Annotated in this window: 13 protein-coding genes; 7 read left to right on the forward strand and 6 right to left on the reverse strand. The window is 41.6% G+C overall.

Annotated elements, in window-relative coordinates; translation table 11 throughout:
* The first annotated feature begins 82 nt into the window (after nucleotides 1-82).
* Nucleotides 83-610 carry a cytochrome b gene (locus tag KPY62_RS10660; RefSeq protein ID WP_216581964.1) on the forward strand — a complete coding sequence of 176 codons (528 nt, stop codon included), beginning with the start codon at nucleotides 83-85 and terminating at the stop codon, nucleotides 608-610.
* A 118-nt stretch (nucleotides 611-728) separates the two neighbouring features.
* Here the strand turns inward: KPY62_RS10660 and minE are convergent, their stop codons facing one another.
* From minE to KPY62_RS10685, 5 genes are all read right to left on the reverse strand, one after another.
* On the reverse strand, nucleotides 729-1,016 hold the full coding sequence (minE, locus tag KPY62_RS10665) for a cell division topological specificity factor MinE (RefSeq protein WP_201623563.1): 288 nt from the start codon (nucleotides 1,014-1,016) through the stop codon (nucleotides 729-731).
* Between the two features lie 2 nt (nucleotides 1,017-1,018).
* Nucleotides 1,019-1,831 (reverse strand): septum site-determining protein MinD, encoded by an 813-nt coding sequence (gene minD / locus KPY62_RS10670; protein WP_216581965.1) that lies wholly within the window; start codon nucleotides 1,829-1,831, stop codon nucleotides 1,019-1,021.
* A 440-nt stretch (nucleotides 1,832-2,271) separates the two neighbouring features.
* Nucleotides 2,272-3,102 carry a septum site-determining protein MinC gene (minC, locus tag KPY62_RS10675; protein ID WP_216581966.1) on the reverse strand — a complete coding sequence of 277 codons (831 nt, stop codon included), beginning with the start codon at nucleotides 3,100-3,102 and terminating at the stop codon, nucleotides 2,272-2,274.
* Nucleotides 3,103-3,264: 162 nt separating this feature from the next.
* Entirely contained in the window at nucleotides 3,265-4,377 is a 1,113-nt protein-coding gene (locus KPY62_RS10680) for a hypothetical protein (protein ID WP_228730663.1), read from the reverse strand.
* Between the two features lie 351 nt (nucleotides 4,378-4,728).
* Nucleotides 4,729-5,685: an acyltransferase gene (locus KPY62_RS10685; protein WP_216581967.1), complete on the reverse strand. Its 957-nt coding sequence runs from the start codon at nucleotides 5,683-5,685 to the stop codon at nucleotides 4,729-4,731.
* 401 nt (nucleotides 5,686-6,086) lie between these two features.
* Here KPY62_RS10685 and KPY62_RS10690 point away from each other — a divergent pair, with 401 nt between their 5' ends.
* From KPY62_RS10690 to KPY62_RS10715, 6 genes are all read left to right on the forward strand, one after another.
* A complete protein-coding gene (locus KPY62_RS10690) occupies nucleotides 6,087-6,740 on the forward strand; it encodes an OmpA family protein (RefSeq protein ID WP_216581968.1) in 654 nt (217 codons plus the stop codon).
* Nucleotides 6,741-7,053: 313 nt separating this feature from the next.
* A complete protein-coding gene (locus KPY62_RS10695) occupies nucleotides 7,054-8,502 on the forward strand; it encodes an imelysin family protein (RefSeq protein WP_216581969.1) in 1,449 nt (482 codons plus the stop codon).
* Between the two features lie 330 nt (nucleotides 8,503-8,832).
* Nucleotides 8,833-10,461, forward strand: a complete 1,629-nt coding sequence (locus KPY62_RS10700; RefSeq protein ID WP_216583331.1) for a di-heme oxidoredictase family protein — start codon at nucleotides 8,833-8,835, stop codon at nucleotides 10,459-10,461.
* Between the two features lie 128 nt (nucleotides 10,462-10,589).
* A complete protein-coding gene (locus KPY62_RS10705) occupies nucleotides 10,590-11,744 on the forward strand; it encodes an imelysin family protein (protein ID WP_216581970.1) in 1,155 nt (384 codons plus the stop codon).
* Between the two features lie 64 nt (nucleotides 11,745-11,808).
* On the forward strand, nucleotides 11,809-13,377 hold the full coding sequence (locus tag KPY62_RS10710; protein ID WP_216581971.1) for a DUF1513 domain-containing protein: 1,569 nt from the start codon (nucleotides 11,809-11,811) through the stop codon (nucleotides 13,375-13,377).
* 132 nt (nucleotides 13,378-13,509) lie between these two features.
* Entirely contained in the window at nucleotides 13,510-14,172 is a 663-nt protein-coding gene (locus tag KPY62_RS10715) for a M48 family metallopeptidase (protein WP_216581972.1), read from the forward strand.
* Nucleotides 14,173-14,340: 168 nt separating this feature from the next.
* Here KPY62_RS10715 and KPY62_RS10720 read toward each other — a convergent pair whose 3' ends face one another.
* Nucleotides 14,341-15,048, reverse strand: coding sequence for a hypothetical protein (locus tag KPY62_RS10720; protein ID WP_228730664.1), 708 nt, complete (start codon nucleotides 15,046-15,048; stop codon nucleotides 14,341-14,343).
* Between the last annotated feature and the right edge of the window lie 5 nt (nucleotides 15,049-15,053).

The following is a 15,053-nucleotide window of genomic DNA, read 5'->3' on the forward strand; positions in this document are numbered from 1 at the left end:
AGGCTGTTGGCTAATCCTCTAAGTAAAAACCTGCTTAATATTCCTTTATCCAATACAAGCCCAGTTAATAAAAAGGTATTTTATGAACAATGCCAGTATACAGCCAAGTAAGTGGCCGGTTAGCAGTCGAATATTTCATTGGATCAGCGCTCTATTATTGTTAGTTACTTGGTTGCTAATGGTAGTATACCAGTACACCGAAACTAAGCTATATATAGGACTGCACAAGGCTTTTGGTATTAGCGTCTTATGTTGGATGATAGCACGAGTTCTCAATCGTATATTGACCAAAGCACCAGCCCCTGTACCTATGCCTAAATGGCAAATGCTAGTATCGCAGTTAAATCACTTCGTTCTCTATGCGTTATTGATTGCCATGCCCATAGCTGGATTATTGATGTCGGTTTATGGTGGTCGTCCAGTAGATATTTTTGGACTGTTTCAAATCCCCGTCTTCGTCACTCCTGATCGTAGTGCTGCACGATTCTTTAATGATATTCATACTAATATTATTTGGCCGATGATTATAGCTTTTACCGTATTGCACATAGGAGCTGCCCTATATCATCAGTTCTTTATGAAAGACAAGCTTATCAATCGCATGAAATAATGAGTTTTGCCTCAGCTAGCTTATAGTTAAGGCTGAAAGCTGCAGCTAAAAATCTCTACAAAAAAAGCCCTACACATAACGAGTAGGGCTTTTCTTATAAAGGCGGTCTGCTAGCCTGTTACTTTTTATGTTCAGGTAAGCTGATATTCATCTCTAATACATCTAAGCTGTCTTCAGAGCGGTGATTAATATTAACATCATCAATCTGTACGCCATTGACATATTTATTAACCACTTCTAATATTTCACGTTTCATCTTTTCGATACGATCAGCCGTTAGGCGATTGTTTAGACGATTTTCACTAGCGACAATAACCTTTAGACGTTCGGTGGCCATATTAGCGCTACCGGAGCTAGTGTCATCTGCACCGAATAGATTACTCCAAAATCCCTTTTTCTTACTCATTATTAACCTCCAAACCAGCGCTGAAATAGACTCTTTTTCTTAACATCAATATGACGCAGTGGTCTCTCTTCTCCTAGGAAACGAGCGACAATATCGTCATAACATTGTCCAGCTACTGAGTCAGTATAATGAATGACTGGTTCACCATGGTTTGAGGCCTCAAGTACAGAGTGACTCTCAGGAACGACACCTAATAAGGGTACTTTTAGAATGTCGTTAGAGATAGTATCAATGTCCATCATCTCATTAGCCGCCGCACGTTCAGCATTATATCGGGTAATGATAAGATGCTCACGAATAGTTCCTTGACCTTCTTCGACCTTTTTAGTACGGCTTTGTAAGATACCTATTATGCGATCAGAGTCACGTACTGATGAGATCTCAGGGTTAGTAACAATAATAGCTTCATCAGCATGGTACATAGCTAATTGTGCACCGCGTTCGATACCAGCTGGTGAATCACAAATGATATAATCAAATTGTTTTGACAGCTCAGCCATGACTTCTGACACCCCTTCGTCAGTTAAGGCATCTTTATCACGGGTCTGGCTAGCAGGTAGAATAAATAAGTTTTCTAATTGCTTGTCTTTGACTAACGCTTGCGATAAACGGGCATTACCGTTGATAACGTCAACGAAGTCATAAACGATACGATTTTCACAACCCATAATCAAGTCTAGATTACGGAGGCCAACATCAAAATCGATAACCACTGTTTTATAGCCACGTAGTGCTAAACCAGCGGCAAAAGAAGCGCTAGTGGTGGTCTTGCCCACACCGCCCTTACCTGAAGTGATTACAACAATCTTCGCCACGATGGCACACTCCTATTAATCAATGGGATGTCTATTAAATAAGACAATATAATAATCGGTGAAACAGTTAAATATAAACATCAGCTTTCTATAAGAATAGCTATCTAAAAGGCAGCCATTCATTATAGCTAAGTGCCAGATAATCTAAAGTCAGTATAGATGTTTTCTAAAAGCGTAAGCCTAGCATAAATAAACAAAAATTTATAGCTAGTCACTACCCAACATAAGTAATTTTCATCAATAACGGCATAAAATAATTAGCATAAAGTAATATTTTTATTGTACTACCTTTTTGCAGGTATCAGCTATCTGTATAACTAAGGTTTGCATTAAAAATTTGTGGTAGCACATTGTGCTCAAATGAACTTGATTTAGCGCCAAGTAAAAGCTCGTGTCACATTGATTAAGCAGCTAAGCAATGTGGCACTAAAGGCTATAAGCTATATATCTTCCATAACTTTGAAGACTAAACCTTCACCTTCGATGAAGCGCACTTGTACTGACTTATCGATAACATGTGCTGGTAAATTGTCTCGTAAGCAATAAGTGCCTGCCACAGAAACTAAGGAAGGGTTGAATGCTTGACAGAATATACGAGCATCCTTATCACCAGTAGCGCCTGCTACTAAGCGTCCTTGAGCGCGGCCATAGACATGCAGACTATTATCAGTGATGGCTTCAGCACCGCTATTGATACTATTAGTTAGGATCAAATCACCACCGACATGGTTCAGGCTTTGCCCTGAGCGCAACATTTGATCATAGATAAGACTAGTGATTTGCTCTGCACTTATTAGAGTTTCTGGGGTCATAACCGCCGCATTTAGCGTATTTGCATTTGTCTCTGTAAACCGTTCAGCGCCGCTAGTGGCTGTACTACTATCGACAGCAGTAGTGTTATCGGCAGGCTGAGCCACTTGAGTCTGTAGAGCAGTTTTTTTACTAGGTAAAATACGTTCGATGCGTTTGCCATCAGCAGGGAATACAGCCAAACGTTGGCTGCGGGCTTGTTGTTCTAATAGTCCTTTTACCACGCCAATAGGCTGTAGCCCCCAAGACCACAAGAGCTCTACTAAAGCAGGCAAGTCCTGCTCAACATCGCTATCAATGAGGACAGGGATATTACTGGTTTTGTTGCTAAGCATAGCGCCCAATTGAGCATCAATAATGCTCAAATCGCTAGTAGTTATTTGCAGACGAGAAAAAGTAAGCATTTTGCCATAAAAAGTCAAAGCAGGAGTAGCTTGCTCGGCGGTATCCAAAATCGTCATAAAGTCAGTCCTTAAAAATACTGGTAGCGCTTTAATAACCAGCCAGCTTGGCCAATTTAGCCAGTTCAGTTAGGTTATTAACGCTATATCAGGCCGATCATTTGTTAAAGGTGTTTTCGCTAGTATGTTAAATCAATTGACGGCTAAAACAATAGCAGATAACTAAAATTTAAGCATATCGTGGTATTTCCATTGCTGTACTTTTATTTGTGCCTCAAACTCGGTCAAACTATCGGTGATAATACTCGCTATCAAAGTATCGAGTGCCGTATTGTTAATATTAATATGAGCAATGCTGTGCGCAACGCTAACTATCAGGCTATCAACAAGCTCAGGATCCAGCAAGCGTTCATTTAGCGAGTAGACCACGTTTTCACCAACACTATGACCGATACTTTGCAATTGTGACTCAATCAAACCACCAGCGATAGGGATCAGGCGTAATAACCGATGTAACTCAGGGGTATTAGCGATACCATCTTCAATTGCATTACCGACCTCACTAGCAAGTTTATTACCAGCTGGTGATTTACCTGACAGCTTCTGTAGCTCTGGGACTAGTTGCGTGCGTAACAGTGATAACAAAACGGCTTCCATATCATCGCGATTACTATCAACCAAATTTTCTATCAGCGACTTTTGCATAGCGGAGTCAGTAAGCTGCTGTCGATAGTTATGAATAGTAGTCAAGATAACGCGGTCAGAGAGCTCTTCTAATAACAAATTGATATAGAATTTTATACGATCGATCCAAGGCTGTGGCAACACTTGATAGCCTAATTGGTATAGACGTCGACCAATAATTACCGCACGAAATAAGCGTAATGCACGCAGCTGTGGAAAACAACCAAGCAGTTCATACCAATGAATAAATGGAAAGAAAAACCAACGATAATAGACTTGTTGTTTAATAGCAATAGCCCAACGGACTAGCAGCTCAAAAATCAAAAATATAGTAAAAAACCCACCGGCAGTACGTAAAGGTATGTGCAACATATTCTGATACCAGTTGAGTCCATCACTAAGCGCCAGCCAACTCGCAACCTTAATACTGAAGTTGCTCATCAAAATAGCATCCAAGCTAATCAATAACAGATCAATACTGATAGCGATAAGCATCGTAATATCATAGCTGAGTTTAAGGTAATTCGGTTTAGGAGCTAGAGGAGGCTTAGCATTGTCGCTGGAATCGACAGGATTATTAGTTAGCGGATCGCTTGTCTGCTTAGGGAGATCCTTAGAGTCAATAATCGAGTGAGCAGAAGAGGCAGGCACAGTCAGACCTTAAGTTGAGTGAATGTTACTATTGCAGTACTATGACTACATGAAGCGCTATGGCTACAATAGTAACGCTACAAAACTAGATATGCCAGTGCTTATAAACGAATAGGACAGTATTAATAAGTTTGTATATTAAAAAAACACTACTCTGCACAGAGTTGCTAGTAAAATCTACGGCCTGAAGCGACTGGATTCTACCTACTAGCAGCTATCAGTATTGCTCCTATTAGCACTGATTATTAAGCGACTCACAGGGAAGTAATAACCCTGTGAGCATTCAGCATTGCTAGCACTAATCCTCAGCACAAAATAGCAGAGTGAAGGTGAATAGCGCTAACCTTAGGTCTATTTAGCTGTAGAGTCGTCTGCGAACTCAGTAAGCATCTTGCTAATCAACTTATCTTTTTGTTGCCAAGCATCGTCTAACCAGTCAAACAGCTGAGTTTTGATAGCTTCATCTTCCTCATAGCTGCCTGATTCAACTTTGTCAAATAGGTCTTTTGGTATCTTAATATGCCGAACATCAACCCCCAAACGCTTGATATTACCTTTCCACAAGTCGCTATAAGTAGGCACTCCATCAGGATAAACAATGGTCATGTCTAAGATACCATCTATATTTTCTCCTAAGGCATTAATAGCTAGCGCTAGGCCACCAGCGCGTGGCTTTAGTAGATGCCGATAAGGAGACTGCTGCTTATCATGCTTAGCTGCGGTAAAGCGCGTACCTTCTAGATAATTAAGTAAAGTAAAAGGCTTGTTTTTCAGTAAGGCACAAGCGCGTTTGGCCTCTATGATATCTTTACCTTTTAGGGCTGGGTTCTTAGCTACCGCTTCTTTAGAGTGTCGGCGCATCATTGGAAAGTCTAAAAAGTAAAAGGCTTGTCCAACTACAGGGATATAGATTAGTTCAAATTTGGTAAAAAACCGAGTCAAAGGTAAGCGTTTAGCACTAATATACTGCACAATGCTAGTATCAACCCAAGACTGATGATTGCTAATCAGCAGGTATTTACCTTCAGAATGGACATCGTCAGGTAAACTAATGCGCCAATCTCTATCCGGCAACATAGTGTCTATCATGTCGTTATTGCTACCGATCCAGCGATTGGTGATTTTGATAACTTGATCATCGGCAGTTTGCGAACCGGTGATGACCTTAGTCGCGCCCATAACCCATAAAGGCACACTCGCTCGAAAACTGCTTCTAGTGATGACTCCTGCAGCAGTGACTAATGACACAGCTTTGCCAAGCTTCGGTGAGCGTTTATGCAAGTTTCGAACGGAAGAGGCGATGCTCATATAAAATCCTTTTTTTACAATGGCTTTCTAAATGGCTGTTTAATAGTTATTTATTATTAAAATAGATTGGCTGATTTTAGCAGAAACGAACCACAGAATATCTGCTTAAAGGTGACTTGTAGTAGCAAATATGAACCATGATTTAATCTGCCTTAAAGCTAAAGACCAACTAGCGCTGTTGTTAGCTACTCCGATCTCGCTATAATTATCTACAACAGCCTTAATAACACGTTAGCTGTAAGATTTCATGCACTTTACATACATAGATGTGACAAAATATTACACACAGATAGATTGAGATTGCGATAATAATGACGGATATGAAAGAACCTTCATAAAGAAAGAACAAGCATCAAGCAAAACTTATTATAAAGCTAACTTTGCACTTAAGAGGAAAAATTATGCGTAACCAAATTATGATTTTAGCGGTAGCATCAGGCCTAGCCCTTAGTGGTTGTACTACTGATCCTAGTACTGGACAACAGCGTCTAAACAAAACTGCTATCGGTACTTTAGCAGGCGCAGCAGGCGGCGCAGTTATTTCTAAAGCAACAGGTGGTAACAAAACAGGTCGTGATGCCGCTATTGGTGCAGCACTAGGAACTGGCGTTGGTTACTACATGGAACGTCAAGCTAAGCAGCTTGAACAGCAAATGGCTGGTACAGGTGTAACTGTTACGCCAAACGCTAACGGTAATATCGATTTAGTTATGCCTGGTAGCATCACTTTCTCATTCGATGACGCTACTTTAAACTCAGCGTTCAAACCAACGCTTAATAAACTTGCTTCTACTATGAAAGAGTATAACCAAAATACTATCACTATCGCAGGTCACACTGATAGTAAAGGTGCTGCTGCTTACAACCAAGGTCTATCGCGTGACCGTGCTTATGCCGTTGCTAACTACTTAACTGCTAATGGTGTACCAAGCAGCCGTATTAATGTAGTAGCTTATGGTGAGTCACGTCCAGTTGCTGATAACAATACTGAAAACGGTCGTCAACAAAACCGTCGTGTTGAGCTAACGATTAACTCTCCACAGAGCGTTCGTTAATTCAGCTTTATTTACAGTAGTGTCATAATCAAACTACCATAAATAAACGCAATTAAAAAAAGGTCAGCATAGCGCTGGCCTTTTTTTTCTGTTTTTTCTAAACGGTCTTTTGGTTTTACTATTGATTAGTACGGCTTGATCCTCCATAAATAGCCTTGGCTACGGTCGACTATTCAACGGCACCGAGAGCCCAGTTACAGACTTTTAATATATAGTTGATAATCGTTATCAATATCATTATAATTTGGATGATTAACATCAATGATCATGAGCTGAGTGTTAAATTATTCTCTATAATTCTTCAAGGATATGTATGACTATCACTACTACGCCCAACCGTAATATTTTGCCGACAACTTTAGCTGCGGCGCTTGCCGGTATCTTGCTGTTGTCAGGCTGTACTAAGCAGGCTGATGATACGGTCGCGACTGATAATCAAACGCAGACTCAAAAGGTAGGGGATAGCGCAACTACACCTAATGCTGAGCAAGCTAATATTGATAGATTACTGATCAGTTATGCTGATATGGCCCACGCCGCCTATAAAGATTCTCTTGATACGGCAAAGCTCTTACAGACCGCAATAAATACATATGTGGATACGCCTACTGAGGCTAATCTTGAAGTAGCAAAAGTGGCCTATAAAGCAGCACGCCTACCTTATTCACAAACAGAAGTTTTTCGTTTTGATGAGGGGTTTGTGACTGCTAATGATAAGCGTAAGATAGCCAATATCGATGGCTGGGAAGGGCAAGTAAATGCGTGGCCACTTGATGAAGCGTTAATTGATTATGTGAGCGACAGCTATGAGGGTGAATATAATAGCCAAGATAATATTATCAATAGTGACAGTATTAGTGTCGGCAGCCTAAAGCAAGACACTAGCACTATTACTCCTGAACTATTAGTCGAGATGAATGAGATTGGTGGCAGCGAAGCTAACGTGACTACTGGTTATCATGCGATTGAGTTCCTGTTATGGGGTCAAGATACTAATGGTGTTGGTGAAGGGGCAGGTACGCGTCCATTCACTGATTATGTTACCAGTGATGGTCAGTGCACTAGCGGTGAGACTACTAATACAGACGCCAATGTTTGTACCCGCCGTGGTCAGTACTTGAAGGCGGTAACTCAACTATTAGTCGATGATTTAAGCGCCATGGAAGCTCAGTGGCAGGCTGAAAGCGAAAATACTTTACGTAGCGATATGATAGAGCGTAAAAATGGCAATGCGGTACGTCAGGTTATGTATCAAATGGGTAGTTTAGCTCTTGGTGAATTGGCTTCTCAGCGTATGCAAGTCGCCTTTGTCACTGGTTCGACTGAAGATGAACATGACTGCTTTAGTGATTTGACTCATCTGAGCTACGCTAATAATGCCCGTGGTATTCAAAATATCTTTAATGGTAATTATAAGACAGTCGCTGGCAAGTCAATTGGTGGCTATGGTATCAAGCAGTATCTTATAGATACTGAGCATAAAGATGCGGCTGATAAACTGACGGCAGACTTCAAAAACGTAGAAAATGCCTTTAATGTAATCGTTGAAAAAGCTGAAAAAGACGGTATCAAAGTTGATCAAATGATCGCTACAGTTGGTCAGGCCAGCAAACATAATATCTCAAGCGAGGAGCAAAATAAGCGTCGTGGCTGGATTGAGAATGGTATTAGTAGTTTGCAGCAGCTGACTGCAGGCATTGAAAATGCGGCTAGTGCTATCGGTATCGATAACTTAGATGCTGATGCAGGCTCACCATTATAAACTCACCATTATAAACTCAGTATTATTGACCTAGCTTCGCTCATTAATGATCTTAATTTTCTATCTTATTTGTGGTTAATAAATGCCTGATAAGTCGCTATTAGATAATGAGAATTATTTTCATGACCGCCTGATTTAGGTATAATAAGCACGTTGCCAATACTATTTGGTAGCGTGCTTTTACCCTTTTAATAGTTCTATAGTAAAGCTAAAGTAATCTTTATGAGCTCTATAAAGGCGCTACAGTCAGCTTTTATTTCTTTATCTACTCAGGCTGATAAGCACTCCTTTAGCTCTCATCCTAAGCTAGTATCCATAGCGCCCAGTTACATGATGAAGACTACCCTAATGTCAAAAAAACAATCAATCCATAAATATACTAAGCTGTCGTTAGCGCTAGGGTGTGTGCTAGCTATTAGTGCTTGTCAGCCAACTGATAGCGCGTCCAAGCAAGAGGCTTTAGCGAGCGCTGATAAAAGCTCGTTTGCGGCTTTGTCGATTGAGCGTAGCCAAACTATTGAAGCGCTGGCTGGTGTACCCTTACAGCAACTAGCTACTTTTGATCCGCAAGAGATTAAACAAGGCGGTGATACTGGTATTACTATCACCAGCTCTGAGAGTTATTCAAAACCTTCATCGAACCTATCGGCTTCACGTAAAGGTAACTTCTTTATTGGTAATGCGTTCTTTAAGCAGCCTTGGGTGATCGCCCCTGCTAGTACTGACAGTCGTGATGGCATTGGAGCATTATTCAATGTTGCTGCTTGCCAATCCTGTCATGTAAAAGATGGTCGTGGGCATGCGCCGATGACTAGCGAAGATGATGCTGATAGCTTACTGATTCGTTTGGCTATGCCGGCCACTACTGACGAGCAACGTCAGCAGTTACAGCAGTCGATGATCGAAAAAGTAGCGCATCCTATGTATGGTGGTCAGTTGCAAGACCGTGCTATCCAAGGCGTTCCTGCTGAAGCTCGTATTGCTGTGCAATGGACAGATAAACCAGTTACTTTTGCTGATGGCCATATTGAAACTCTGCGACAACCTACCTTTAAGCTAACGAACCCTGGCTACGGGGCTTTTGATGACGAGCTGATGGTTTCGCCACGTATTGCTTTACCAATGATAGGTCTTGGGCTATTAGATCAGATTCCTGAGGCTGCTATCAAACAACAAGCTGTCAGTGCTGATAAAAGTAGCAATAACATTAGTGGCAAATTTAACTGGGTAATGGATCCACAAACCGGCCAAAAAGCCTTGGGACGTTTTGGTTGGAAAGCTGGACAAACCAAACTTATTACCCAAAATCAAAGTGCCTTTAATGAAGATATGGGTTTAACCTCTAATATTCGACCGATAGAATCTTGTACGCCTTTGCAGACCGCTTGTCTAAAAGCGACTACTGGCGCTGATGAACAAGGTAATGGCAAACCCGCCGTTGAAGTCAGTGATGAAGTGGTGAAGTTCGTTGAGTTTTATACTCGTAATCTTGCGGTTCCACACCGCCGCGATGCCGACAGTCAATTAGTATTAGCTGGCAAAAAACGCTTTTATGATATGGGTTGTCAGAGCTGCCATACCCCTAGATATCAGTTGCCAAAAACTGACGATGATCACCTTGAGCAACACGGACAAGTAATTTACCCTTATACCGATTTATTACTGCATGACATGGGTGACGGCTTAGCGGATCGGACTATCGCTGGTAAATTACCGGCGAAAGACTTACAGGTTGAGTTCTTAGCCAACTCTTATGAGTGGCGCACACCAGCATTATGGGGCATCGGTCTGGCGCAAACAGTGGATCCGCAAGCGACATTCTTACATGATGGTCGCGCACGCACGCTAATGGAAGCAGTGCTTTGGCATAGCGGTGAAGCAGCAAGCCAACAACAAAAAGTTTTGCAGTTAGATAAGCAAGGTCGTGATGAGTTACAGGCCTTTTTGAAATCGTTATAAAGCGCTTAAGTGCTAAGTAATAAGTAACCAAGTAATAAGTAATTCTATAAATGATTATGCTCATGGAGTTAAAGTTATCCGCTTTAGCTATCAATAAATAGAACCACTAGGCCACTACCGAGAACACTATGAAAAAGAACCACGCCTTAATGATGGCTCTATCCGCGCTCAGCGCTGGATTATTAATCAGCTGTGTTAAGCCGACTGATGACAATCAAAAAGCTGATGTTAATAGTCAAGAAGTAGCCAAGCAAAGTGCCGCTGCTACAGCTGCAAATGACCCAGCAAGCAGTGAGCAGAGCGTCAGTATCAAGGCAGTCGCTATTAGTGCTGAAAGCCAAAAAGCTTACCTGACTCACGTCGCTAATAATATCGTTATCCCAGCATATGCTGATGCCGCTAAACAAAGCACAGTGCTGCATGATTTGGCTCAGCAGCACTGTAAACAATCTCCTGTCAGCAGTGATGAACTACAAGCTCTGCGTGATCAATGGTTAGTGTTAGCTCAAGCTTGGGCTAGTGCTGAGATGGTTAACTTTGGTCCCGCAACTGATAGTATGAGCAATCTATATATCAATTATTATCCTGATGAGCGTGGGCTAGTACATAGTGGCGTTGCTGATCTTATTAGCACCAATCCAACTTTGACGGCTAAGCAGTTGATGAATGAAAGCGCTATCGTACAAGGCGTACCAGGTTTAGAAGAGGTGCTCTATGCTAATGACAGCTTAGATGCTGGCCAATGCGCTTATGTGATTAGTGCCAGCCAAGCGTTAAGTACCCGTTTACAAAGTATTGAAAAAGACTGGCAGAACAATGCCACACAGCTATTAGCTATTGATAAAACGGCTACTAGTAACCAAGGTCTTAATCAATGGTTTAACTCCTTACTGTCATTGCTAGAAGTTATGAAAACTAACGCTATCGATCAGCCTTTAGGTTTAACCGGAAAAGCTAAAGGTCACCTGCCAGCAGCTACTGCTGCTCAAAGCCGAGCCATTATCAATGCCAAACTAGCAACGCTTAATAAAGTATTAACCGATCCGGTATTGACTGCCATCTTGAACAGTAATAATGATAGTAAAGTCGGTAATGAGCTGGCAACAGCATTGGCTGACACCACAACTTTATTAGCACAAATGCCAGAGGATTTAGCGACTGCGGATAAAAAAACACAGCAGCAACTATTCGACGGTTTGACTAAAATTACTCGTTTGATTAAACGCCAGTTGATTCCGACTCTCGGTATTCGGGTTGGCTTTAATAGTAATGATGGTGATTAAATACTAATTATCACCTAGCAATTAAGTGATAGTTTTAGCGACGATAACTGAAGGTGTTAAAGCGATGAATAAGCATGGACGTTCTAAGACCAGACCAGCATTAGAGGCTAACGTTGTAAAAAACTCTTTAGGTACAGTACTAGGCATAATGCTGGGTACTGTAGCTCTAGTTGGCATTCATCATTGTTATCGTAAACAACGTCTGCCAGAAGCGCGCTTACAGGATTACTGGACTGGGCTTAATGTTCAGCTGTTAACCTTAGCAAAGTTTTTATCAGCAACATCGCCAGCAGACTATATGACGCAGCTTAAGCGTTTGCAATACACCTATCAACAGGCGACGTCTGCTTATCAGAATTATGATAGTCTTAGCCTAAGTGGCCCCAATAAAGACAGTATGGATTTAACCGCGATCCATAGCACTATGCTAGCGCGTCCAGTTAGCTGGGTGAGTGGCGTATCATCTATGCCACAAATTAACTCGCTTACTAGTGATAGCTGCTGTGGGGTAGTAGGTATTGATGCTGAGCGACAAATCGTCTGGCAGACGACTATGCCTGAACGCGTACATGATATCGTAGTACAACCTGCTGTTAGTAGTATTAATAAAGCTAATGCTACTAATAACTCTAGTCGAGATGTAGTAGTAATGGGGCGGCGTCCTAGCGAAAGTTTCTGGGTGTTGGACACTGCTACTGGACAAGTGCAACACGCGATAACGGCAGGAGCTGATCGGCATTTTTATGGTCATGCTTGTTATAGTCTAGATGGTAGGCAGCTGTATGTGACTGAGAACAATACGCTTACTTTAAACGGTAAGATTGGGGTGTATGACGCTAATAATAATTATCAAAAAATAGCCGAGTTTGACTCTTATGGTATCGGTCCTCACGAGCTGATTATTCATCCCGATAGCCAAACTCTTATTATCGCTAACGGTGGTATAAAAACTGAGCAAGCCTCGCGTGAAGAGCTCAATTTAGACACTATGCACCCCTCATTAGTTTATTTAAATCGCCATGATGGAGTGCTTTTAGAGCAAATCGTTCCTGAGTACAAGCAGATGAGCATTCGCCACTTAGCTATGCATGACGATGGTACAGTAATAATAGGTATCCAGTTCCAAGGCGAAAAGCATATAAATGTACCGCTCGTGCTCACTCATCAGCGTGGTGATAGGGAATTTAAGCCGTTAATTATGCCTAACAATCAATGGCAACGCTTTCACCAATATATCGCTAGCGTCGCTGTTGATAGCACAAATAATCTACTATGCGTCACTACTCCGATTGGTGGCTGTGCTGCGATCTACGACTTAACCACTCGCGAGCTGATTGATGATGTGCGCTTGTTAGATTGTGCGGGAGCGTCATTACTATCAGGTTCAGGGTTATCTAGCAATACTATGACTAGCGATACTGAACTGGACTGTCAAACCAGTGCCAATGACGAAACTTATGCCAGTGCGGGGCGTCCAGGTTTTATCGTTAGTGATGGGCAAGGGCAGCTAACGACTCTGTCAGTCAATATTAGGTGTGCAAATGGCGCGATAAATGCTAAGCCAGCAGGAGCAATTATAATAGACAGTCAATTACATAAAATGTCTTTCGATAATCATTTACAAGCGCTGTAAGTAGGCGCGCTTTATGCTGATTATTTGACAGTAATTGCTTTTTACTAATTGTTTCCTATTGCTTACTACTAGCTATTTTTTAGTCATCGTTGGTTTCTAATTATTCTTTATTAAGGGCTCGAGGTAAACGTCATGACAACAGCATCGAGCGAGTCCTTACTAACGGCTCTCATTGAGCGTTTAGCAGCAGCAGATATAGAGTTAAAAGTAAGTCAAAAGAAGGTTAGGAACATTAATTTTCGTCTAAAACCTTATCAGTTAGCGGTCTCAGTACCAGTAGCTATTAGTGCTAAGCAAGTTGCGCAAGCTATAGACAAGCGGGTAGATTGGGCATTAGATCAGCATAAACAGCTGCTTATACGTCATCAGCGCCAGCAGCAGCTCTCCTCTATGAATCCAACAGTTGCCCACCCTATTTTACTATGGGGCAAAGCACAGTCGTTAAATCTTAATGAGCATGAAAAATTAGTTTACTATCGACAGCAATTGGCTAAAGTTATGCCAGAATTGTTTGATAAATGGCAGCCTATCATTAAGGCTAAAGCTAAAGAGACTCGCATCAAAAAAATGCATACTCGTTGGGGTAGCTGCAATACTCGTGCCCATCGTATTTGGCTGTCGGTCTATCTGCCAGCTTTTCCTATCGAATGCACTGAGTATGTAATCGTTCATGAGTTATGCCATCTACATCATGCTAATCATAGCCGTGCGTTTTGGCAAACCGTTGAGACTGCGATGCCAGAGTATAAGCAGTGGCATACGATGCTGGCCGGTAAGGCTGGCAAGCTAGATTAACCCTACTTTGATTGGATAGTACGCTTCGCCTGTATTAATGATTATTTTAGCTGTTGATAATATATTAGGTTGCGCAAGTCTCAAGACGTTGTCACTATTAGCTGGACGTTATCACTATCAACTAATTGGTAGTAAGCGATTTTTAATTACTCTATCGTAAATCATTCATTAAACGGCAGCAAAAAACGCAAGTTCACGGCTAATGTTTTGTCGAGCTTGCTGCTCTAAACGCTGATAATAATCAGTCAAATACAATCTAGGGTGGGTTAATAATCCTGCTAATACTGAAGTACGACCGCTACGATAATCAGCGCTTGTAACGTAGGCGTATTCTCGTCGTATCGCTTGCGCATAATGCTCGTACTGTAGCCAATCGGACGCCAAAATACTTAGATCCATATCCAATAAATAAGCGGCATCAGTATCTGTCTGATCGCTAAGCTCATGGCTGGCAGTCATTATAATCAGTTGATATATGCGCGCTATCAAGTCGCTAGGCAACAGCTTTGCATAGGCTTGCTTGAAAAAAAGCGCGCTTTTTAGCTCATTGTCTTGTCGGCTTGGATCATAAATCATATCGTGATAATAAAGTGCCAAAGCCACAATACTTGGCTGTTTTAGCTTGTCTTTTACTTGTTCAAATTGCTCGAATAACTGTTGAAGATGAGTCAGATTATGATAAGCACGAATCGGTTCACTATAATAGCCAATGATGCTCTGCCACAGGGTTTCAATAATGGCAGGGGTAATACAGGGATCGATAATCGCTAAGTGCTGAACAAAGTGCTTATATAAGTCGCTAACCATTTGTCTCTCTATGTGACTCTCTAAGCCAACAGTATTCAGCGATGTTAGTGACGGATGGTTATCAGTCATCCTAA

Origin of the sequence: Psychrobacter sp. TAE2020 (assembly GCF_018919485.1) — a bacterium.
Lineage (GTDB): Bacteria > Pseudomonadota > Gammaproteobacteria > Pseudomonadales > Moraxellaceae > Psychrobacter.

Bases quoted from the DNA above. Each gene is read 5' to 3' on its own strand.
- KPY62_RS10660 (WP_216581964.1), top strand. From the start codon at position 83: ATGAACAATGCCAGTATACAGCCAAGTAAGTGGCCGGTTAGCAGTCGA.
- minE (WP_201623563.1), bottom strand. From the start codon at position 1,016: ATGAGTAAGAAAAAGGGATTTTGGAGTAATCTATTCGGTGCAGATGAC.
- minC (WP_216581966.1), bottom strand. From the start codon at position 3,102: ATGACGATTTTGGATACCGCCGAGCAAGCTACTCCTGCTTTGACTTTT.
- KPY62_RS10685 (WP_216581967.1), bottom strand. From the start codon at position 5,685: ATGAGCATCGCCTCTTCCGTTCGAAACTTGCATAAACGCTCACCGAAG.
- KPY62_RS10690 (WP_216581968.1), top strand. From the start codon at position 6,087: ATGCGTAACCAAATTATGATTTTAGCGGTAGCATCAGGCCTAGCCCTT.
- KPY62_RS10695 (WP_216581969.1), top strand. From the start codon at position 7,054: ATGACTATCACTACTACGCCCAACCGTAATATTTTGCCGACAACTTTA.
- KPY62_RS10700 (WP_216583331.1), top strand. From the start codon at position 8,833: ATGATGAAGACTACCCTAATGTCAAAAAAACAATCAATCCATAAATAT.
- KPY62_RS10705 (WP_216581970.1), top strand. From the start codon at position 10,590: ATGAAAAAGAACCACGCCTTAATGATGGCTCTATCCGCGCTCAGCGCT.
- KPY62_RS10710 (WP_216581971.1), top strand. From the start codon at position 11,809: ATGAATAAGCATGGACGTTCTAAGACCAGACCAGCATTAGAGGCTAAC.
- KPY62_RS10715 (WP_216581972.1), top strand. From the start codon at position 13,510: ATGACAACAGCATCGAGCGAGTCCTTACTAACGGCTCTCATTGAGCGT.
- KPY62_RS10720 (WP_228730664.1), bottom strand. From the start codon at position 15,048: ATGACTGATAACCATCCGTCACTAACATCGCTGAATACTGTTGGCTTA.